Source organism: Corynebacterium sp. HMSC067D03 (assembly GCF_001811185.1).
Classification (GTDB): domain Bacteria; phylum Actinomycetota; class Actinomycetes; order Mycobacteriales; family Mycobacteriaceae; genus Corynebacterium; species Corynebacterium coyleae.
In genome coordinates this window covers 1-20,969 of sequence record NZ_KV803812.1, presented here as the reverse complement: position 1 = coordinate 20,969, position 20,969 = coordinate 1, and the positions used below count along the sequence as shown (strand labels likewise).

At 61.2% G+C, this 20,969-nt stretch carries 23 protein-coding genes and 1 riboswitch; of the genes, 13 read left to right on the top strand and 10 right to left on the bottom strand.

What is annotated here, in order from left to right:
* Positions 1–4 precede the first annotated feature (4 nt).
* Positions 5–116, top strand: a riboswitch (TPP riboswitch).
* Together thiC and HMPREF2785_RS05265 are read left to right on the top strand one after the other, a co-directional pair.
* Complete coding sequence (thiC, locus tag HMPREF2785_RS05270) at positions 114–1,943, top strand: phosphomethylpyrimidine synthase ThiC (RefSeq protein ID WP_070614459.1); 1,830 nt, start codon at positions 114–116, stop codon at positions 1,941–1,943. (Overlaps the previous riboswitch by 3 nt.)
* 7 nt (positions 1,944–1,950) lie before the next feature.
* Entirely contained in the window at positions 1,951–2,745 is a 795-nt protein-coding gene (locus HMPREF2785_RS05265; protein ID WP_246821161.1) for an inositol monophosphatase family protein, read from the top strand.
* A gap of 46 nt (positions 2,746–2,791) precedes the next feature.
* Here HMPREF2785_RS05265 and HMPREF2785_RS05260 read toward each other — a convergent pair whose 3' ends face one another.
* Positions 2,792–3,667: a chymotrypsin family serine protease gene (locus tag HMPREF2785_RS05260; protein ID WP_141750644.1), complete on the bottom strand. Its 876-nt coding sequence runs from the start codon at positions 3,665–3,667 to the stop codon at positions 2,792–2,794.
* A 132-nt stretch (positions 3,668–3,799) separates the two neighbouring features.
* On the opposite strand from HMPREF2785_RS05260, the gene HMPREF2785_RS05255 reads away from it, so the two are divergent.
* From HMPREF2785_RS05255 to HMPREF2785_RS05245, 3 genes are read left to right on the top strand one after another with little or no spacing between them, the layout of a single operon-like run.
* Positions 3,800–5,014 (top strand): amidohydrolase, encoded by a 1,215-nt coding sequence (locus HMPREF2785_RS05255; protein ID WP_070452085.1) that lies wholly within the window; start codon positions 3,800–3,802, stop codon positions 5,012–5,014.
* Positions 5,015–5,049: 35 nt separating this feature from the next.
* Positions 5,050–6,327, top strand: a complete 1,278-nt coding sequence (locus HMPREF2785_RS05250) for a DUF418 domain-containing protein (protein ID WP_083308883.1) — start codon at positions 5,050–5,052, stop codon at positions 6,325–6,327.
* Complete coding sequence (locus HMPREF2785_RS05245; protein ID WP_070614449.1) at positions 6,302–6,736, top strand: GNAT family N-acetyltransferase; 435 nt, start codon at positions 6,302–6,304, stop codon at positions 6,734–6,736. Before HMPREF2785_RS05250 ends, HMPREF2785_RS05245 begins: the two co-directional genes overlap by 26 nt.
* A 20-nt stretch (positions 6,737–6,756) precedes the next feature.
* On the opposite strand, the gene HMPREF2785_RS05240 is transcribed toward HMPREF2785_RS05245, so the two are convergent.
* Complete coding sequence (locus HMPREF2785_RS05240) at positions 6,757–8,493, bottom strand: BCCT family transporter (protein WP_083308882.1); 1,737 nt, start codon at positions 8,491–8,493, stop codon at positions 6,757–6,759.
* A gap of 42 nt (positions 8,494–8,535) precedes the next feature.
* A complete protein-coding gene (locus HMPREF2785_RS05235; protein ID WP_070422543.1) occupies positions 8,536–8,703 on the bottom strand; it encodes a glycerol dehydrogenase in 168 nt (55 codons plus the stop codon).
* A 72-nt stretch (positions 8,704–8,775) separates the two neighbouring features.
* Here HMPREF2785_RS05235 and HMPREF2785_RS05230 point away from each other — a divergent pair, with 72 nt between their 5' ends.
* From HMPREF2785_RS05230 to HMPREF2785_RS05195, 8 genes are all read left to right on the top strand, one after another.
* Positions 8,776–9,711, top strand: a complete 936-nt coding sequence (locus HMPREF2785_RS05230) for a cation diffusion facilitator family transporter (RefSeq protein WP_070614448.1) — start codon at positions 8,776–8,778, stop codon at positions 9,709–9,711.
* Between the two features lie 34 nt (positions 9,712–9,745).
* On the top strand, positions 9,746–10,417 hold the full coding sequence (locus HMPREF2785_RS05225) for a thiamine phosphate synthase (RefSeq protein ID WP_070483064.1): 672 nt from the start codon (positions 9,746–9,748) through the stop codon (positions 10,415–10,417).
* 5 nt (positions 10,418–10,422) lie between these two features.
* Positions 10,423–11,484 carry a glycine oxidase ThiO gene (gene thiO, locus HMPREF2785_RS05220; RefSeq protein WP_070483061.1) on the top strand — a complete coding sequence of 354 codons (1,062 nt, stop codon included), beginning with the start codon at positions 10,423–10,425 and terminating at the stop codon, positions 11,482–11,484.
* The gene (gene thiS / locus HMPREF2785_RS05215) at positions 11,475–11,669 is read left to right on the top strand and encodes a sulfur carrier protein ThiS (RefSeq protein ID WP_070614447.1); all 195 of its coding nucleotides are present in this window, start codon (positions 11,475–11,477) and stop codon (positions 11,667–11,669) included. Before thiO ends, thiS begins: the two co-directional genes overlap by 10 nt.
* 2 nt (positions 11,670–11,671) lie before the next feature.
* Positions 11,672–12,463 carry a thiazole synthase gene (locus HMPREF2785_RS05210; RefSeq protein ID WP_070569006.1) on the top strand — a complete coding sequence of 264 codons (792 nt, stop codon included), beginning with the start codon at positions 11,672–11,674 and terminating at the stop codon, positions 12,461–12,463.
* Between the two features lie 4 nt (positions 12,464–12,467).
* On the top strand, positions 12,468–13,568 hold the full coding sequence (locus tag HMPREF2785_RS05205) for a ThiF family adenylyltransferase (protein WP_256374913.1): 1,101 nt from the start codon (positions 12,468–12,470) through the stop codon (positions 13,566–13,568).
* A gap of 17 nt (positions 13,569–13,585) precedes the next feature.
* The gene (locus HMPREF2785_RS05200; RefSeq protein WP_070422538.1) at positions 13,586–14,035 is read left to right on the top strand and encodes a hypothetical protein; all 450 of its coding nucleotides are present in this window, start codon (positions 13,586–13,588) and stop codon (positions 14,033–14,035) included.
* 97 nt (positions 14,036–14,132) lie between these two features.
* Positions 14,133–14,603, top strand: coding sequence for a hypothetical protein (locus HMPREF2785_RS05195; protein WP_070452108.1), 471 nt, complete (start codon positions 14,133–14,135; stop codon positions 14,601–14,603).
* A gap of 32 nt (positions 14,604–14,635) precedes the next feature.
* Here the strand turns inward: HMPREF2785_RS05195 and HMPREF2785_RS05190 are convergent, their stop codons facing one another.
* The 7 genes from HMPREF2785_RS05190 to HMPREF2785_RS12310 form a co-directional block, all read right to left on the bottom strand.
* Positions 14,636–15,151 carry a cytosine permease gene (locus tag HMPREF2785_RS05190; protein WP_141743335.1) on the bottom strand — a complete coding sequence of 172 codons (516 nt, stop codon included), beginning with the start codon at positions 15,149–15,151 and terminating at the stop codon, positions 14,636–14,638.
* A 280-nt stretch (positions 15,152–15,431) separates the two neighbouring features.
* On the bottom strand, positions 15,432–16,013 hold the full coding sequence (locus tag HMPREF2785_RS05185; protein WP_022862715.1) for an NADPH-dependent FMN reductase: 582 nt from the start codon (positions 16,011–16,013) through the stop codon (positions 15,432–15,434).
* 40 nt (positions 16,014–16,053) lie between these two features.
* On the bottom strand, positions 16,054–16,326 hold the full coding sequence (locus HMPREF2785_RS11815; RefSeq protein ID WP_133065267.1) for a hypothetical protein: 273 nt from the start codon (positions 16,324–16,326) through the stop codon (positions 16,054–16,056).
* A complete protein-coding gene (gene nrdF / locus HMPREF2785_RS05180; RefSeq protein ID WP_034666259.1) occupies positions 16,307–17,332 on the bottom strand; it encodes a class 1b ribonucleoside-diphosphate reductase subunit beta in 1,026 nt (341 codons plus the stop codon). Before nrdF ends, HMPREF2785_RS11815 begins: the two co-directional genes overlap by 20 nt.
* Positions 17,333–17,383: 51 nt before the next feature.
* Entirely contained in the window at positions 17,384–19,579 is a 2,196-nt protein-coding gene (nrdE, locus tag HMPREF2785_RS05175; RefSeq protein ID WP_052205721.1) for a class 1b ribonucleoside-diphosphate reductase subunit alpha, read from the bottom strand.
* 67 nt (positions 19,580–19,646) lie between these two features.
* Complete coding sequence (gene nrdI / locus HMPREF2785_RS05170; protein WP_052093126.1) at positions 19,647–20,096, bottom strand: class Ib ribonucleoside-diphosphate reductase assembly flavoprotein NrdI; 450 nt, start codon at positions 20,094–20,096, stop codon at positions 19,647–19,649.
* A 116-nt stretch (positions 20,097–20,212) separates the two neighbouring features.
* On the bottom strand, positions 20,213–20,893 hold the full coding sequence (locus HMPREF2785_RS12310) for a metal-dependent transcriptional regulator (protein WP_022862719.1): 681 nt from the start codon (positions 20,891–20,893) through the stop codon (positions 20,213–20,215).
* Positions 20,894–20,969 lie beyond the last annotated feature (76 nt).

Sequence of the window (20,969 nt, the reverse complement as noted above, 5' to 3'; positions counted from 1 at the left end):
TGCTGCGACCCCACACGGGCGCCCGAGGCATCGGGCTGAGATCGCGCTACGCCTGCGCGAGCACCGTTCGAACCTGTCTGGTTAGCACCAGCGAAGGAAGTAAGGAGAAGGTCGTGCCTGAAACGCATGCCGATATTTATGCCCAGGAAATCCACCCCAAGCACGCATACGCGCCGATTCTGAAGGACGGGCTGGAGGTTCCGGAAACCGCGATCCACCTGGACGACTCCCCTACCGGCCCCAACGAGCCGTTCAAGATCTACCGCACCCGCGGCCCCTGGGCCGAGCCGGAAGTTGGCCTGCCCAACCTGCGCGGCGAGTGGATCACCGCCCGCGGCGACGTGGAGGAATACGTCGGCCGCGAGCGCAATTTGCTTGACGACGGCCGCGCTGCCGTCCGCCGCGGCTCCGCCAGCGAAGAGTGGCGTGGCGCCTCCCGCAAACCGTTGCGCGCCAAGCCGGGCAAGCGTGTCACCCAGATGGCCTACGCCCGGCGCGGCGAAATCACCCGCGAGATGGAATTCGTGGCGCTGCGTGAACACTGCGACGTAGAGAAGGTCCGCGCGGAGGTTGCCGCCGGCCGCGCGATCATCCCGAACAACGTCAACCACCCGGAAAGCGAGCCGATGATCATCGGCAACGCGTTCCTGACCAAGATCAACGCCAACATTGGCAACTCCGCCGTAACCTCCTCTATCCGCGAAGAGGTAGAGAAACTGCGTTGGGCCACCCGCTGGGGTGCCGACACCGTCATGGATCTGTCCACCGGCAACGACATCCACGCCACCCGCGAGTGGATCCTGCGCAACTCCCCCGTGCCCATCGGCACTGTGCCCATCTACCAGGCACTGGAGAAGGTCGACGGCATCGCCGAGGACCTGACCTGGGAGATCTTCCGCGACACCGTCATCGAACAGTGCGAGCAAGGCGTGGACTACATGACCGTCCACGCCGGCGTTCGCCTCCCCTTCGTGCCGCTGACCTCCAAGCGCGTCACCGGCATCGTCTCCCGCGGCGGCTCGATCATGGCTGGCTGGTGCCTCGCCCACCACAAGGAATCCTTCCTGTACGAAAACTTCGACGAGCTCTGCGAGATCTTCTCCCAGTACGACGTCGCATTCTCGCTTGGCGACGGCCTGCGCCCCGGCTCCCTCGCCGACGCCAACGACGCCGCCCAATTCGCCGAACTCAAAACCATCGGCGAACTCTGCCGCCGCGCCTGGGACTTTGACGTCCAGGTCATGATCGAGGGCCCCGGCCACGTTCCCCTGAACATGATCCAGGTAAACAACGAGAAGGAGCAGGAGTGGTGTGGCGGCGCGCCGTTTTACACCCTCGGCCCCCTGGTCACCGACATCGCCCCTGGCTACGACCACATCACCTCTGCCATCGGCGCCGCCAACATCGCCGCCGGCGGCACCGCCATGCTCTGCTACGTCACCCCGAAGGAACACCTGGGACTTCCCAACCGCGACGACGTGAAAACTGGCGTGATCACCTACAAACTCGCCGCCCACGCCGCCGACGTAGCCAAGGGTCACCCCGGCGCGCGCGACTGGGACGACGCCATGAGCAAGGCACGCTTCGAGTTCCGCTGGCACGACCAGTTCGCCCTCTCCCTCGACCCCGACACCGCGGAGGCCTACCACGACGAAACCCTGCCCGCCGAGCCCGCGAAGACCGCCCACTTCTGCTCCATGTGCGGACCAAAGTTCTGCTCGATGCGCATCAGCCAGGACATTCGCGACGAGTTCGCCGACCAAATCGCAGACCTCGGCATGCCGTCATTCGACTTCTCGGGCGGTGCTGGCGGCGCTGGCGGTGCTGGCGGTGCAGGCCCCGACGCCAAGGCCGGCGAGCGCGAGATGGCTCAGGAGTTCCGCGACTTAGGCTCCAACGTCTACCTCCCCGAGACCCGCGAGGGTGCGCCGACTGCGCCATAATGGCGGCGTGACTGAAGCATTTATCAACGCACACCGTTCCTCCTCCGACGCCGAACTGGCCACCGCACTCGTCCAGCACGCCGGCGGCCTTGCCCTCCGCATGCGTGCCGAGGGCCTGGGCACGGAGTTCAAAACCTCCGTATCCGACGTGGTTACGGAGGCGGACCGTGCCGCGGAGCGTTTCGTCGCCAATGCGCTCGAGGCGCTGCGCCCGGACGACGGCGTCATCGGCGAGGAGGGCGCCAACCGCCCCTCCCACACCGGCCGTACCTGGGTGATCGACCCCGTCGATGGCACCTACAACTTCTCGCAAGGCTCCGATTACTTCTGCTCGGCGCTCGCTCTTATCGACGACTCCCCGTCCCCCACCCCACTCATCTCCGCCATCCACCGCCCTGCCTTGGACACGACCTGGGTCGCCGCCGACGGCGTGGCCACCCGCAACGGGGTCGCGTTGCCTACCCTCGCGGACGCCCCGCTCGCCGAGAGCGCCGTGGTGACCTACCTCCACCCCACCTTTATGTCCTCCGACGAGGTCCGCGAACCTTGGCTGCGCGTCGTTTCGGGGGCCGCCACGATCCGCATGCTCGGCGCCGGCTCCGTCGACCTGGCGAACATCGCCGCAGGTCAGATGGGTGCGTGGATGCAGCACTCTGTGCCCGACTGGGATTGGCTGCCCGGCAAGGCGCTCGTGGAGGCCGTCGGCGGCCGCTGCGTCAAGGTCGATGCCGGTGGCGTGACCTGGTGCGTTGCGGGTAACCCCCGCGTGGTCGACGAGATCGCCGACCGCCTCCGCGCCTAGCGGTCTTTGCCTCCCCGCGACTCCCCCAAGCCCCGGGCGCTAAGAACTACGGGAGCCGGAACCCGCCTTTGACGGATGGCAGGACGGAGTCGAGACGCGCTGATGCGGTTGGCGCGTGGATCGGGCCTTGTAGCGGGCTGTGGCATGCGATGTCGAATGGTGCGTGCCAGGTGCCGCCGTTGACCATGGCGATGACGCGGTCGCCGACCATGAGTGGGGCGCCGGAGTCGCCTTGCATGGCGCAGACGTGGTTGACGTTGTGGGTGTCCCAGTCGGTGAAGGTGGGTGCGCAGGTGTAGCCGGAGGCGACGCCTTTCTTGCACACGGTGCCGCCGGGGCGGACGGGGGCGCCGCCGACGTGGTTGGCGGTGATGCCGTCGTAGGTGCGGGTGACTTCGGTGTTTTTGTCCAGGGTGATCACGGCGAAGTCTTTTTGTTTGTCTACTTGGGTGATTGTGCCGGTGGTGCCGAGTTGGGGTGCGTCGGCGGATTTGACCTTGTCGCCAACGTTGCCGCAGTGGCCGGCGGTGAGGGCGACTTTTTGGCCGCGGTCGTTGTAGCCGGCGACGGTGGTGGTGCACATGAATTCGGAGCCGGGGGTGTTGCCGACGTAGAGCGGGGTGCCGGGTCCGTAGAGGGCGTTGCCGCGTGCGCGGGCTTGGTCGGCTTCTGCGGGGACGCGGGGGGCGTCGTGGAAGGATCCGGGGACGCGGTGGAGGACGCGGTCGGCTCCGGGTTTGCCGGCGAGGGCTTTGGAGATGATGTCGGTGCGCCAGATGTAGTTGGGGTCGGCGGTGTCGACGGGCGCTGCGTTTTGTGCCATCGCGGGTGCGGCGTCTGCGCTAAGAGCAGGCGTGACGACGAGAGCGAGGGCGGAGACGGCGGCAGCGACAATGGTGCGGGCCGATGGGAGGCGGCGCATACTTATCCCCTATCAGTGTTTCGAAGGCGCGTGAAGACAACTTTTGCCACAGTAATCACTTGGGCAACATTGGCACCATTCAACCATACGAAGACCCACCCGGGGGTGCTTTCGGGCACGTAAGGTAGGCCCATGGCTGACTTACCGAAACTCACTGGACGCCTCGCAGGTTTCGAGGACACGATCGACAAGACGCGCGACAAGCGCGAAGACCTTTACAAGTGGTTCCACCGGAACCCGGAGCTGTCGATGCAGGAGTTTGCTACCTCGCAACGCATTGAGGAGCTACTCACCGCGATCGGTTACACCGTCACGGCGGTGGGCAAGACGGGCAAGGTCGGCGTGCTGGAAAACGGCGAGGGTCCGGTGGTGTGCTTCCGCGCGGATTTCGATGCCCTGCCGATCAGCGAGGCGACCGGCCTGGAATACTCGGCGGACCCGGCGCTGAACCGGATGCATGCGTGCGGCCACGACATGCACACGACTGCCCTGCTGGGTGCGGCGGAGGCGTTGGCGCAGCACAAGGACCTGTGGTCGGGCACGTTTATCGCACTGTTCCAGCCGGGTGAGGAAACCGGCGCGGGCGCGGTGGATATGGCGCAAGCGGGTTTGGCGGAGAAGATCGTCAAGCCGGATGTGGTGTTGGGCCAGCACGTGGGCCCGTGGATCGACGATTACGGCGTCGGCGCACTGTCCGGCCCGGTGTTTTCCACGTGCGTGCAGACCAAGATCACGATTTTCGGCCGCGGCTCGCACGGCTCGATGCCGCAGCATGGCATCGACCCGGTGGTGCTTGCGGCGAAGGTGATCATGAGCCTGCAGACGATCATTTCGCGCAACATCGATCCGCAGGAGATGGGCGTAGTCACGGTCGGCGCGGTCCACGGCGGCGATTCGCCGAACACCATCCCGGATTCGGTGGAGCTCAAGGTGTCCACGCGCGCGTTTACGCAGGAAATTTCGGACAAGCTTAACGGCGACATCAAGCGCATCGTCCAAGGAGAATGCGCCATTGCGGGTTGCGACCGGGAGCCCACCTTCGAGGTCATTGGCGGCGCCCCGGTGTTTAGTAACCACGAGGAGCCGACGGAGAAGGTCATGGCGGTGTTCCGCGAGCAGTTTGGTAAGCGCGCGGGCAACTTCGGCCGGTTGTCGGGTTCGGAGGACTTCCCCACCATCGCGGAAGCTTGGGGCGTGCCGTACTTCTACTGGGCGGTAGGCAGCAAGAAGGAAATGGAGGGCGCTCCGGCGAACCACTCTCCCCTGTTCGCGCCGGATTTGGATCCGGTGTTGGACCATTCGACGCGCACGATTTTGGCGGCGGTGTCGCCGTGGCTGATGCCGTAGCGAACATGTCGCAGTAGCCGTGTAGGTTGAGCCGCATGACTTCGCATGCGGCACCGCACCCGAACCAGCAACCCGCGCAACCTCAGCAACCCGCGCAGCCCCTAAAGCAGCGCCTGATCGTGCCTGATCTGGCGCGCGGCACCGCACTGCTTGGCATCGCGATGGCCAATGTGGCGCAGACGTGGATCACGAATGATTGGTCTGAGGACCAGTCGCGTGCGGGCTGGTCGGTGGGTGGTGTCCGCCCGGACAGCGTCATCGACCAGGTCAGCGCCGTGTTCGCCGCGATGTTTATTCACGTGCGCGGGCTGCCGATGTTCTCCACCCTGTTGGGGTTCGGCTTCGGGCTGGTGGCGGCCAGTCTCTACCGCAAGCACTATCCGTTGAAGGATGCGCGGCGGGTGTTGGTTCGTCGATACGCAGTGCTCGCGTTGTTTGGTTTGGCACACATGCTTGGCCTGTTTTATGGCGACATCATGCTCACGTATGGCCTGGTGGGCATCTTGTTGGCGTGGGGGTTGTCGTGGTCGACGAAGACGTTGCGCATTGTGGCGTATTCGATCCTGGGCTTGTTCACCACGTTCGGGGTGTTAGGTGGCGTCTCGGCGTTTTTCTTCAATTCTTCGGAGGCGATCATACAGCCGGATCCGACGATCACGTTTGATACGCCAGCGGCATATTTCTCCTCAAACCTGCAGATGGCGTTGGGCATGTTGGCCATGCAGCCTGTTGCGGCGTTGCAGTTGTGGGCGTTGGCGATTATCGGGTTTGTGTGGGCGCGGGAGCGGGTGCTTATCGACGTCACCACGCACCGCAAAACCCTCATCACCTGGACCGTTATCGCCGCGGTGATCATCGTGGGCATCGGGCTGCCGTGGGGCTTGGCGGCCGCGGGCGTGCTGCCGGCACAGTGGGAGCTGCCGCTGTTCATCCTGAACCAGGCGGTGGGTTACTTCACAGGCCCGGGCATCCTGGCGGCACTCGCGCTGGCCACGCACAGGCTGAACAACAACGTGCCGGGATGGGCGCGGGCGTTCGTGGCGTTGGGCAAGCGTTCCATGTCGGGGTACCTGGCACAGTCGGTGCTGTTCATCTTGCTGTGCACCCCGGCGTTTCTGGGCATCGGCCTGGACACCACGGTGACCGGCAAGCTGGGCATTGGCCTGCTGGTGTGGGCGATCACGCTGGCGCTCGCGGTGCTGCTGGAGCGCGCCGGGAAGCAGGGTCCGTTTGAGTGGGCGCACCGCCACCTCTCGTATGGCAAGACAGGAAGGATTGAGCCGAAGAATGATCAGGTTTCTATCGCTGGATGAGATGACGCCGCGTCAGGTCCACCAGTTGTACAAGTTGCGGGTGGATACGTTCGTGGCGGAGCAGCAGTGCCCGTACGCGGAGATTGATGATCAGGATGCCAACCCCGAGACGAAGCACATCCTTGCATTGCTTGACGACGACACCCTCGCCGGCTGCGCCCGCGTCTTCCCCACCGAGACGGGATCGCGCTTTGGGCGTTTCGTGGTCCATCCCGACCACCGCGGCTCGGGCCTTGGCCCGGAGATCGTGCGCACGGGTATCGAGTACACGGAGCGCTTCCCCGGGGATTTGGTCATCGAGGCGCAGGCCGGCCTTGTCGGCTACTACGAGCAGTTCGGGCTGGTGGCCGAGGGTGAGGAATTCCTGGATACAGGAGTTCCCCACCGCAAGATGCGGATCAAGCGCTAGTTCTGGCGCTAGGCCAAGCGCTAGTCCTGGCGGCGTTCGTCGACAATAGTGTCGCGCTCGCCGCGCTCGAGTTTGAAGCCTTCGGGGAACTTCCAGGAGTCGTCCTCGGCATCGTATTCGAGTTCGGGGCGCTCCACCTCGTTGCCTTGCGCGTCGTAACCCGGCGCGGGTTTGTTTTCGCCTTCTTCGAGTTTCTCGGCGGTGTCGGTCTTCTCCCAGGTGCGGGAGCGGGTCTTGCGGGCGGCGGCGGAGTCGTCGCTCATGGCCTTGACCAGGGAGTACATCATGACGAAGTACATGAAGAAGAACGGCAGGGCGATGATGATCACGACTTGTTGGAGGGCGTTGATGCCGGAGTCGTTGATAAACAGCAGCGCGCCGGTGACCAGGCCGACGGCGACCACCCAGCCGACGCGGTAGTAGGTGGGTGATTTGTTTTCCTCGCCGGAGGCGAACATGTCCATCACCAGGGCGGCGGAGTCCATGGATGTGACGAAGTAGAACACGATCACGATCAGGGCGACGGTGCCGGTGATGGTGTACAGGGGGTAGTCCGCAAGGAGGGTGAACAGTGCCTGTGGGGTGTCGCCGTCTTCCACCACGGGTTTGGTCAGCACGCCCGGGTTTCGCTCTTCCATGTCGATGGCTGCGCGGCCGAAGATGGAGAACCACACCAGGTCGAACGCGGTGGGCAGCAGCAGGGTGCCGCCGATGAATTCGCGGACGGTGCGGCCGCGGGAGATGCGGGCGAAGAACATGCCCACGAATGGCGACCAGCAGATGGTCCATGCCCAGTAGAAGGCGGTCCAGGTGGCGTGCCAGCCGGGGTTGTCGTTGTAGGAGTCGACCCAGAACATCAGCTCGGGCAGGGATTGGGCGTAGATGCCGAAGGATTCGGTGATCTGGCCGAGCAGTTTCAGGGTGGGGCCGGTGAGCAGCACGAAGAGCATCAGGGCGATGGTGCCGGCGATATTCAGGTTGGACAGGATCTTCACGCCCTTGTCCAGGCCGGTTGCCACGGAGATGGAGGCGGCGATGGTGATGCCGCAGATGATCGCGATCTGCACCGGGGTGACCAGGGGCACGTCCCAGAGGATGTTCATGCCGGCGGAAATCTGCAGTACACCCAGGCCGACGGAGACGGCGAGGCCGAAGACGGTGCCGATGATGCCCAGGGCGTCGAGAAGTTTGCCGGGCGCTTCGTACACGCGGCGGCCGAGCAGTGGCGCGAACATGGAGGACATTCGCGCGGGCATTTTGCGCTTATAGACGAAGTACCCCACCGCCAGACCAGGCAACGTGAAAATGACCCACATGTGGATGCCGAAGTGGTAGTAGGTGAACTCGAACGCTTGGATGATGGCGTCGCGGCTCATGGATTCGTAGCCGCCGCGTGGCGGGTTGAAGGCGTGGTTCAGCGGTTCGGCGGCACCCCAGAACAGCAGCGTTGCGCCCATACCGGCGGCAAAGAGCATGCCGAACCAGACGGGGTATGAGTATTCGGGTTCATCGTCGTCGTCGCCAAGCCGCAGGTTGCCGTAGCGGGAGACGAACACGCAGATCAAAAAGACCAGCGTGGCGGAGATACCGCCGACGTAGAGCCACGTGAAGTGGTCCATCAGCCAGCCAGAGACGGCGGCGTAGGACTCGCGGGCGGTGTCGCCGAACGCGATGGTGCCCGCAACGAAGATGAGAATGAACCCCAAGGCGGAGAAGAAAATCAAGGGGTCTGAGTGGAGACGGCGTGTGCGCGCCATAAGGGGTGTTCCTAACTGGTGGGAAACAACAACGCGCCCGGGTTACCGCCCGGGCTTGATCAGTGCACCGGCGGCAGAGGAGGTCACAGCGGACCCGATAAGTACTCCGACGGTGTAAAGGATGCCGGTGACGCCGAGCATTTGCAGCAGCCAGCCAAAGAACAGCGCGCCCACGACGGCACCTGCGATTGCGACGACCCAACGGCCCATGGTGTGTTCCTTTCAATGAGACAGCATTGACGTGGACAACCAGCGTACGCAAGTGCTACGATTCGTCCCGCTATGAATACCCAAGAACCCGCCTCTACCAGGGCAGCTGTTGATGAACAAAAACTTTTAGAGCGCTTCATGTGGCTCTCCATCGGCGCTACCATTGTCACGATTGTGCTGAAGGCAATCGCGGCGTGGGTGACGGGTTCTGTGGGTTTCTTATCGGACGCGTTGGAGTCCGGGATCAACCTCGTCGCAGCCGCCGTGGGCCTGTGGGCGCTGAAGCTTTCAGCCAAGCCGGCGGACGACAACCACAACTTCGGCCACTCCCGCGCCGAGTACTTCTCCGCCCAGGTGGAGGGCACACTCATCCTGATCGCCTCTATAGTGATCATTTATACGGCGGTGGATCGCCTGATCAACCCGGTACCGGTGCAGCAGCTCGGCATCGGCCTGGCGTTCTCTATCGTGGCCACGCTGTTGAACCTCGGCGTGGGTGTCGCGCTCATCCGCGCGGGTAAGAAGTACCGCTCCACCACTCTGAACGCGGACGGGCACCACTTGATCACGGACGTGTGGACCACGGTGGGCGTCATCGTGGGCATGGCGCTGGTGTGGCTGACCGGCTGGCAGCCGCTCGACCCGATTGTGGCGCTACTAGTTGGCCTGAACATCCTGTTCACCGGCTACAAGTTGCTCAAGGGTGCGATCCTGGGGCTGCTGTCGCACACGCTGCCCGAGGATGAGCAGAAGGTTGTCCATAACTTTCTGGATGCCTATGCCAAGGACAACGGCGTGACGTTCACGTCGGTGCGTACGGCGGAGGCTGGCCGCGACCGCTTGGTCAACCTGGTTATGCAGGTGCCAGGCTCCTGGACGGTGGATCACTCCCACGATCACGCGGATGCGGTGGAGGAAGGTATCGCCGCAGCGCTTGGTGGCGCGGAGACGATCGTGCACATCGAGCCGCTGGGCCATCCGACGCGTACCGGCCCGCTGCAGATCTAATCCGCATAGGGTGATGTGCATGGATTCGCAGCTTATGGGCAAACCCGAACTCGATTTACGCTGTTATTTTGTCACCGGCCAGGGTGACGACATTGTGGAGCGCGCCCGCGCCGCCGCGGCTGGCGGTGCCGGGGTGGTGCAGGTGCGCTCGAAGCCGATTAGTGCGCGCGACCTGTACGACCTTGCCCGCGAGGTGGCCGAGGCCGTCCACGAGGTGAACCCGAAGACGCAGGTGCTTATCGACGACCGCGTCGACGTCGCCCTAGCACTACGCGACCACGGCATCGCCGGCGTGCACGTGGGCCAAGACGATCTGGACGTGAAGGTAGCGCGCGACCTGCTCGGCCCGGACGCGATCATCGGCCTGACCACCGGCACGATGGAACTGGTTCAGGCTGCGAACGCATACAAAGACGTGATCGATTACATCGGCTGCGGCCCCTTCCGCAACACCCCGACGAAGGACTCGGGCCGGCCTCCCCTAGGCTTCGGCGGCTACCCGCCCCTGGTGGAGGCTGCCCAGGTGCCGCTGGTGGCCATCGGGGACGTGACGGTGGACGACGCGTACCACCTGGCGCTTGCCGGCGTGGACGGGTTGGCCATTGTTCGCGGCATCATGCACGCCGATAATTCCCAGGACTATTGCGAGCGCGTGGTCGCGGAGTTTGAAAGGGGCCAAACGGACCGGGCAAAAGCGCTACCCTGATCGCTGTGAATATCTCGGTTGTCGGTGCTGGCATCATCGGTCTGTCCACTGCGCTTACGTTGGCGGATCGCGGCCATGCGGTCACGGTGTACGACCCGGCACCGGTGTCGGGGGCGTCGCATTATGCGGGTGGGATGCTCGCTCCTACCGCTGAAGTCGTCTATAAGCAAGACCCGCTCTTTCCGCTGATGGCGGCGTCTGCGGCGCTCTACCCGGATCTGATCAAGCTCACCGCGAAGTACTCGGATTTGCCCACGGGCTATCGCACGGAGGGCACGCTGGTGGTCGCGCGCGATGTTGCGGACAAGACGCACCTGGCGGAACTGAGCGAGTATCAGGAAAAGCACGGCATGGCGGTGGAGAAGGTCACCACTCGGCAGGCGCGCGGTCTTGAGCCGGCGCTCTCCCCTGCCATTAACGGTGCGGTGCGGATTGCAGGTGACCACCAGGTGCAGCCGCGCTTGTTTACCAAGGCGCTCCTGGATGCCTGCGCGAATGCCGGGGTGACATTCAAGTACGAGCGCGTGGATAGTACGGACGAGCTGGACGGGGATCAGGTTGTCGTCGCTAATGGTCTGGGTGCTCGTGACCTTGTGCCGTTTCTGGATCTGCGCCCGGTGTACGGCGACGTGCTGCACGTGCGTGTGCCGGACCATCAGTACCCGCTGCTGAACCATGTGGTGCGCGGGTTTGTGGAGGATCGTCCGATCTACCTCATTCCGCGCGAGGACCACACGCTGACTATCGGCGCGACTACACGCGAGGACGGCCGCGACCAGCCGCAGGTGCAGGGCGTTCACCAGCTGCTGCGGGATGCGATTGAGGTGGTGCCGGCGGTTGAGGAGTGCGATTTCCTCGAGGCCGGCGCCGGTGCGCGCCCGGGCACGCCGGATGATTTGCCGTACATCGGTCGTATCGACGAGCGCACCGTGGTGTCCACCGGTTACTTCCGGCACGGGATTTTGCTGGCGGCGTTGGGGGCTCGGTGTGGTGCTGGGGTCGTCGAAAAGCAAGCACCATTCATAAACTTATCCGCATGCGACCCGAGGAGGCACGAATGCAACTAACGCTCAACGGTGAAAGGACCACCACCCAAGCCACGACTGTGCAGGAGTTGGTGGCGGAGGTCGGCGCGCCTGAGGCCGGCACTGCCGTAGCGGTGAACGGTGAGGTCGTGCCGCGCTCGCAGTGGGGGCAGGCGCTTATCGACGACGCAGAGGTGGACATCCTCACCGCCGTCCAAGGAGGCTAGACGTGCTTGAAATTGCTGGTCAGCGGTTTGAATCCCACCTGATTATGGGCACGGGTGGGGCGAGTTCTTTTGACATGCTGGAGCGCGCCCTGGTGGCAAGTGGAACGGAGATGACCACGGTGGCGATGCGCCGCCACTCCGCGACCACCGGCGCGGGCGAGAGCGTGTTTGACCTGCTGGGGCGCCTAAATATCCGTCCGCTGCCGAACACTGCGGGGTGTCGCACGGCGCGCGACGCGGTAATCACGGCGAAACTTGCGCGTGAGGCGCTGGGCACGGACTGGGTGAAACTGGAAGTCATCGCGGACGACCGCACACTGCTGCCCGATGTGGTGGAGACCGTCGACGCCTGCGAGATGCTCGTGGACGAGGGCTTTACGGTGCTGGCGTACACCTCCGACGACCCGGTGGCGGCGAAGCGCCTGGAGGATCTCGGTGCTGCGGCGGTGATGCCGTTGGGCTCCCCGATTGGCACTGGACTTGGAATCCTCAACCCGCACAACATTGAGTTGATCTGCTCGCGCGCGCAGGTGCCGGTGCTTATCGACGCCGGCCTGGGCACCGCATCCGACGCCTCCCTTGCCATGGAACTCGGGTGTTCTGGCGTGCTGCTCGCCAGCGCGGTGAACCGTTGCCAGGACCCGGTGGCCATGGCGCACGCGATGCGCCACGCGGTGGAGGCCGGCCGCCTGGCCCGCGCTGCTGGGCGCATCCCGAAGCGCGAGCACGCCGTGGCGTCGTCCACCTTCGACGGTTTGGCCAGCTGGGCCGACTGGGAAGACGCGGTGCTGTAGGGCCGTGCTGCCGGAAAACGAACTCAAGCGCACCGCGCGCCAGATGAACCTGCCCGGATTCGGCCCGGAGCAGCAAGAACGCCTATACGACGCGCACGTGTTGGTCATCGGCGCCGGTGGCCTGGGCTGCCCCGTCATGCAGACGCTGGCCGCCACGGGCGTTGGCAACATTACGGTGTGGGATGACGACCACGTGGACATCACCAACATCCACCGCCAGATCCTCTTCGGCGCCGAGGACGTCGGCCGCAGCAAGGTGGAGGTGGCCGCAGAGCGCCTGCGCGCGCTCCAGCCCGGCATCACTGTCACGCCGGTGAAGGATCGCCTGACCGCCGACAACTTCATCGAGGCCCTTGACGGCATCGACTTACTTATCGACGGCTCAGATACCTTTGCCACCAAATTCCTCGCCGCCGACGCCGCCGAAATCACCGGCACGCCGCTGCTGTGGGGTTCGGTGCTGCGCTACCGCGGCGACATCGCTCTGTGGCACTCCGGCCCCGGCGCGCCAGAGGGTGGCGTGGGCATGCGGGACCTCTACCCCACCCAGCCGGATGCGGATTCCGTGCCGGATTGTGCCACCGCGGGTGTGCTCGGCGTGACCACCTCCGTGGTGGGTGGGCTGATGTCCACCGAGGCCGTGAAGTTCCTCGCGAGCATCGGCGAGGCGGAGATCGGCCGGCTGCACATGTACGACGCGCTGACCACCACCATCCGCCGCTTCACCGTCCCCCGCGACCCGGCGCGCCCTCTGGTCACGCACTTGGCCACCTACACCGACGCCTGCGCCGTGAGCACTGAGGGGCAGTTGCTTTTCGACGACATCACCACCGGCACCGCCCACGCCCTGGACATCCGCGAACCCCACGAGCGGGCGATCGCGGACCTGCCGGTTAACTCCGCCCACCTGCCACTGAGCCAGATCGAGCACAACCCCGATGCCGTTGACCTTGCCTTGGCCGAGTACGTCGAAGGCGACGAGGTGGTGGTCTACTGCGCGGGCGGGGTGCGTTCTGAAAAATTTGTAGAAACCTACGCAGAGCAGGCGAAACAACTCGGAATTGTGCTGAAATCGCTGCCAGGAGGCGTGCAACGCTGGGGATAGCCTGGAATACTTCTGTTATGCAGATCACACGTACAGCCCCAGTAACCGTCGCTGCCGTCGCGATCCTTACCGCCACCGCAGCCCTCGCCCCCTCCGCCGCCGCACAAAACAACGTCGGTACCTACTCCAACCAGAACGGCAACGTGCGTTGCGAGTCCTACCAAGTCGGCGGCGAAACCAAAACCATTTGCGTCTCCGACACCGCCCGCAAAACCCAGCCGGAGTGCAACCCTCCAGAGCAGCTCATCCCCGCAGTGTCCATCAGCCGAGGCTTTACCGGCACCCACTGCTGGAACCAAGGCTTTGTGGGCCAGCCGAAGAAGCTCAACCCGCTGCAGGTGCAGCGCTTCGGCTCCGCGTTCATTGTCCCGGGCTTTACCGGTGAGCTCTACGTCTTCGACACCGCCAACATCGCGCTCGTGCGCGCAGGTTCCACGAACTCCGTGATCTGGAAGTTGCAGCGCTAACCACAAACCACACATCCGTTCGAGAATCCGCCTCCCGGTGTCGGAGGCGGATTTATAATGTCTCCTTGTCCGAACACAACCGAATAAGGAGGCGTTGTTGGGCGAACTGCTCAAAGCCGCAGTGGGGTGCATTGAAGCCCCGTCCCTATTTCCCCGAGAACTGAAAATTTTGATGCAGGTGGCGTTGCTTGCAGACGACACCACTGGCCCCACCCTCACCCCCACCGGCACCGTCCGCCAAGCAACAGCGGGCCGGGTGGAAAACTTCGGTGGGCCCCGCATGACCAACTGGCTGAAGCGCGACATCATCGATGCGACACTGCCCACCTTCACCGGCACGGGTTGGCTCCAGGAGGTCCCCGGCCCCGAAAACGACGGTGCTTACCAACTCAACCTGACACGGTTGAAGCGGCTTCTCGACGAGGCGGAGGCGCACCTTGCCACCGGCGAGCACGACCAGGAAGCGCTCGAGCAGGCGGATCGGGAACTGCCCGGCGACTTCGACACCGCGCCGGAAGATTTGGCCGAGCAGGTGGATCGGATCTTGGTCAGCAACCCGGCGCGGTAGGACGCCGGGTCGGGCACGGCAGGGCGCGACTCCTAGGCCGCAGTCCCCTCCTGACGGCGGATGCGGCCCCGGCGCCCAAACCACGCCGCCACGAAGGAGAGTACGAGTGCGACGAGCACACCGAGGTTCGCGTCCGCCCAGTGCTCCCCAACCAGTGGCAGGAAGTATCCCTGCCAGTTGTTCCAGGAAGCTTCCTCCGCAAACATGTTGGCCACAAGACCCCAACCGATCACCGAGGACACGGCAAGGATCCCGATCGAGGTCCAGTCCACGGCGCCGTAGCGACCTGCCGAATCGTACAACGCCGGCTCGTCGTAATCCTTAGTGCGGGCGAAGATGTCCGCAACGAGAATGCCTGCCCAGCTAGCCAGCGGCACGCCGAGGGTGATCAGGAACGACTGGAACGGCCCAAGGAAGCTTTGGGAGACGAAGACGACCCAGATGGTGCCGATGGTCAAAATGACGCCGTCGATAGCTGCAGCCGCCGGACGCGAGATCTTAATCCCAAGGGTGAGCAGCGTCAGGCCCGAAGAGTAGATGCCCAGCACCCCCCGACGGCGGCAAGCCGTAGATGGGGGTCTCCCCTGCCCTGTATGGCCCTGTAGCGGCCTAACAGGATGTCGCCAGGGTCAGTGTCCAGCGACAGCGCTAAAACCGCTCTAATTCAGCGAAAATCGAAGAATTAGAGCGGTGTTTTTTGAAGCGTCCTGGGTTCAGATTCAGGTAACTCAAGGATGAGTGTGAATCCGGGGTTTGTGTCTTTGAGAAGGCCCTTTAGAAGCCTTCAAGTACTTCGTAGAGGGCGGTGGCTAGGGTTAGTCGCCGTCGCTAGCTGTGCTTGGCTGTTAATGTCATGTCGACCAACTGCAGGAAGCGTATAACGTAGTCTTTGACAAAGCCTGCGGTGCCTTCATTGAGATGGCCGGAGTCTTCGAAGAGGGTGGGGGATTGGCCAAGGAATACCTCGGGCTGACCAGGAAGCGGCATATCGAAGTAGGACAGGGCGAGCCGGAGGTTCTTCTGTGAACTGTAGCCGCCCATGCGGCCTACAGAGTGACTGATGATACCTGCGGGAAGGTTCTTCCAAGCCACATCCGAGTTGGGCTTGGAACCGATGTCCACTGCATTCTTGAGACAGGCAGGGATAGTACGGTTATTTTCCGGGGTAACAAAGAGGACGCCGCTCGAGTTCTTGATGGTGTCGCGGAAAGTGGTGTACTCAGCTGGAATGGGCTTGTCCGTGACCGAGGGGTCATCGTAGTCGAAGTCATAGAGCGGCAAGTCACGGATTTCAACGATGTCTGCCTGGTAGTTTTCAGGGATCATTGTGAGCACTTCGTGTGCAATCTTGCGCGCAAATGAGCCGCGGCGCAGGCTGCCGACGATAACACTAATGCGTGGGGTGGTCATAGGAAGTCCTTTCTTCTTAGTTGGGCGTAGGTACGTGCGATCAAGGGAGAAAAGGCTTGCAGCCAAAGGCAGGCGGTGGCCCGGCGGCGTGGGCGGCAGTAAGAAAGTTATCCACTTTGTCTTCTTCATGGCGGAAGTACAGTTCGATGAGTCCTAACAGTCCCCCGAGGACGGCCTCCCGTGCGGCGGACGTATCCAAAAGCCGCATGGCTGCTGGTTGGTTTCCTTCGCGGATGGCTTCAAACAGCGCGATGGTCTCAAGCCAGCTTCCTTGGTCTGGTCGTGGAAACGGTTTAGAAATCCCAGTCATCATCACTCGTTTCTTCAGCGGTGCCAATGACATAGGAGGAACCGGAGCCGGAGAAGAAGTCATGGTTTTCATCTGCTCCAGGTGCTAGGGCAGCGAGGATTTCCGGGTTCACTTCCGTTTCTTCAGGTGGGAAGTAGTCCGGGTAGCCCAAATTCATGAGCGCCTTATTGGCGTTATAGCGAACGAATACAGCTACATCATCCATGAGCCCCAACGGCTCATATAGCTCGCCGGAATAATCCAGCTCTAGGGCATAAAGCTCTTCGAGCAAGGAAATAGTGAAATCATGCATCTCCTGTTGCCGTTGTGGAGCAGACGTTTCCAGTCCGCGCTGGTACTTGTAGCCTGAGTAGTAACCGTGCACTGCCTTGTCACGCAGAATGAGGCGAATCATGTCTGCCGTATTTGTCAGGGTGGCGTGGACGGAAAAATGCAGGGGAAGATAGAAACCCGCGTAGAGAAGCAGCGAGGAAAGCAGCGTCGATGACACTTTGCGCTTGAGTGGATCGGGTCCAAAATAATGAGTGAGCACTTTTTTGGCGCGTGCCTGGAGAAGGTCATTATTCACCGCCCAGCGGTATGCCTCATCAATTTCTTTCGTACTGCTCAAAGTAGAAAACACTGAAGAGTAAGAACGGGCATGGACTGATTGCATGAAGGCGATGTTGGTATACACGGCCTCCTCGTGCTCGGTGCGGGCATCTTGGATCTGACAGATTTCGCCCACAGTGGCCTGGACGGTGTCCAGGGTGGTGAGTCCCGTGAACACCCGCATGGTGAGGTTGCGTTCCTCCGGTGTCATCCTCTGCCACGCCGGGAGATCGTTTGAAAGTGGAACCTTTTCTGGCAACCAAAAGTTGGCGGTGAGGCGGTTCCACACTTCAAGATCCTTCTCATCGCTCACCCGATTCCAATTGATGGCGCGGATGCGGGCTGAAGGGTCATGCCGGTAACTTGGCGGCGTAACTGAGATGCTGGTTAGCTCAGCAGTGTTTGATGTTGAAGACATAGCTTCTTTCTTTCTTGATGGATGGTTGTGAATGAAGGAAGGACCGTGTTCCTACAGAGCACAGGAAACGCAGCCTTCGACCTCGGTTCCCTGGAGTGCAGGTTGGCGTAAACGGATGTAGTACAAGGTCTTGATTCCGGCTTTCCAGGCATAGATTTGTGCCTTGTTGATGTCCCGCGTAGTGGTGTCAGCGGTGAAGAACAAAGTCAGGGAAAGCCCTTGGTCCACGTGTTGGGTGGCCATAGCGTAGGTGTCGATGATTTTTTTGTACCCCACGGTGTAGGAGTCATCGAAATACTCCAAGTTGTCGTTGGTCATTTCCGGTGCGGGGTAGTACACGCGCCCCAAGCGGCCTTCCTTGCGTATTTCAATCTTGGAGGCAATCGGGTGTATGGACGCGGTGGAGTCATTGATGTAGGAAATTGATCCAGTGGGTGGAACTGCCTGCAAGTAGGCGTTGTAGATGCCGTCTTGCATCACTTGGTTCTTGAGCCGTAGCCAATCCTCGCGTTGAGGAATCTGCACGCCAGCCTCATGGAATAGCTGTTTTACGTGGTCAGTGGCCGGCGCCCAGTCTTGGTCGATGTACTTGTCGAAGTAGACGCCAGTGGCATAGGTGGATTCTTCAAAGCCAGTGAATCGTTGACCTTTCTCAACCGCTAGCGCATGGGATGCACGGAGCGCATGATAGGTCACGGTCAGGAAATAGATATTTGTAAAGTCCAGTGCTTCGGCGCAGCCATAAGGAATACGCTTGGAAGCCAGGAAACCGTGGAGATTCATTTGGCCCAACCCGATGGCATGCATGGATGCATTACCGTGAGCGATGGAAGGAACAGCTTCGATATTTGTTAGGTCTGAGACCTTCGTGAGAGCGCGCACCGCGGTTTCAACAGTTTCCCCAAAGTCCGGTGATTCAAAAGCTTTAGCGATGTTGAGCGACCCTAGATTGCAGGAAATGTCCTGGCCAACGGTGGTGTAGTTACCTGAGGCGCCGTAGGTGGATGGCGTGTTGACCTGGAGGATCTCACTACACAGATTGGACATATTGATATGTCCTTTGAGGGGATTAGCGCGGTTGACCGTATCCTCAAAGAGTATGTAGGGGTATCCAGATTCAAACTGAAGCTCAGCCAGCGTGGTGAAAAACTCGCGGGCCTTGATAGTCGTATGAGAAATTCGCGGATTGGAAACCAGCTCGTCGTAATACTCGGTGATAGACATGTCAGACATGGCTACGCCGTACTCGCGAGCGATGTCATACGGGCTAAAAAGATGCATATCCTTGTTCTCTTTGGCCAGCTGGAAGGTTATATCTGGAATAACAACTCCCAGCGAAAGAGTCTTAATGCGGACTTTCTCATCGGCATTTTCCCGCTTGGTATCCAGGAAACGAAGAATATCTGGATGGTGCGCATGTAGGTAGACGGCTCCAGCGCCCTGTCGAGCGCCCAATTGGTTGGCATAGCTGAAGCTATCTTCCAGAATTTTCATGACTGGGACTACGCCGGAAGCTTGGTTCTCAATCTTTTTGATTGGGGCTCCGGATTCGCGCAGATTGCTCAGTAACAAGGCCACACCACCGCCGCGTTTTGAAAGCTGCAGTGCAGAGTTCACGCTGCGGCCAATGCTTTCCAAATTGTCTTCGATGCGAAGGAGGAAGCAGGAGACCATTTCGCCACGCTGGGCTTTTCCTGCGTTGAGAAAAGTAGGGGTGGCGGGCTGGAAGCGTCCGGTCATGATGTCATCCACCAGCTTCTCCGCAAGCTCTTCATCGCCCTGTGCAAGGTACAAAGCTGTGGTGGCGACGCGTTCTTCGTAGCCTTCCAGAAATCGCGAGCCATCAAAGGTTTTCAGTGCGTATGAAGTAAAGAACTTAAATGCGCCGAGGAAAGTGCGGAACTGATGCTTGGCTCGGTGGGCTCTGTCGTACATAGTGCACAGAAAATCGTCATCATAAAGCTCAAGGAATTCCCGCTCGTAGTATTCGTTATCAACCAACCACTCCAAGCGCTGCTTGGTGGATTCAAACTGATGCATGCGGGGAGTGACATGGTGCGCTAAAAAGTCTTGTGTTGCCTCAATGTCCTTGTCGAACTGGATTCTTCCCGAATCGTCGAATAGGTTCAGCTGCGCGTTGAGTGCATGGTAGCTCTTGCGCTTACCGACACCGCCGGCATCGTCTGCTGAAGCGGTGCGGGGCGTAGGGCCAATGGGCTGTGTGGGGGTGGCCTTAAGTGGCGGCATTGTGGTTTCCAATCTGTGTGGTGCGGATGTGGTCTTCATTTTGTGGGAAATCAATGGGGTGTAATTGTTAGTTGCTTTGCTGCTCCCAAAACTTGTGAAGGCCCTGCTTTACAGCGGCAACGTCCTTCTGCGTGCCGAGTAGCTCGAAGTGATACAGCTCTGGAACGTGGCACTTAGCGGAAATGATGCGGCCGGCGACGCAGTAAGCGCTTCCGAAGTTGGTATTGCCTGAGGTAATCACGCCCCGGATAAAGGAACGGTTGATTGGGTCATTGAGGAAGTCGATGACCTGTTTGGGGACTGCGCGTTTGAGCGAGCCACCGCCGTAGGTTGGAACGATGAGTACGTACGGGTGTGAAACCTGGATCATTCCGGTTTTCTTGGGCCGCAGTGGAATGCGCACTGCGGGTCTATCTAAGCGTTCGACGAATCTTTTTGTGTTTTCAGAAACGCTAGAAAAGTACACCAAATCTGGTGAGTCTGACATGACAATCCTGCTCATCCTGGCCTTAGCCATAAGTGGGATAGGTGATGATCGAAAAGATTAACTACGTACTACCGTAGTTGCAAACTACGCCGCACCGTAGTTTTTAAAAGGGCAGGTAGGGACAGGATTAATGAGAAAGGGAAAGACTACAGGCTGTGGTGTGCTACAAACACTGCGTCCGTAGCTGGACGCCCAAGTACTACCCACTGAGTACTGTCGGCTACCTGTACTTCGAGCGATTCTGAAAAGGGCGTTCCTTCGCGCGTGGTAAGAACAGCCCCAATGACGATGCCTTGCTCTTTGAGGAAGGCCAGCAGTTGTGGGTCGGAATCAGAAATGCGTTCCACGGTCACCTGCGGTTGTGCGCCGCTGTCGGTGAGACGGTGCGCACTGGGGATAGTGACCTGTCCATCAACCGTAGGGATAGGGTCGCCGTGTGGATCCCTAGTGGGGTAATTGAGGAACTTATCCACGCGCTCTATGAGCATGTCAGACACCGCGTGTTCAAGATTTTCGGCTTCATCATGGACCTCGTCCCACGTATAATCCAATGCTTGAACCAAAAAAGACTCAAGCAATCGGTGGCGGCGCACCATGACCAATGCGTACTGCCTGCCAAGTTCGGTTAACTCCACAGAGCCATAGGGCGTGTGTGACACGAGCCCTTGCTTCGACATTTTGCGCACTGCATCGGAGACCGAGGAGAGCTTGAGTCCCAGCTGTTTCGCTATAAGTGTGGCGGTAACGGGCTCGGATGACCATTCCTTTAGCCCCCAGATAGCTTTCAAATAGTTCTGGGTACTGGTGGACAGCTCAGAAACAGACATGAGTAAATGTTAACCCAGCTTCCGTATGCGCCTTAGGCGCTGTGCTGTTGCGACCGGTTATTTGGTAGCAGTGTCG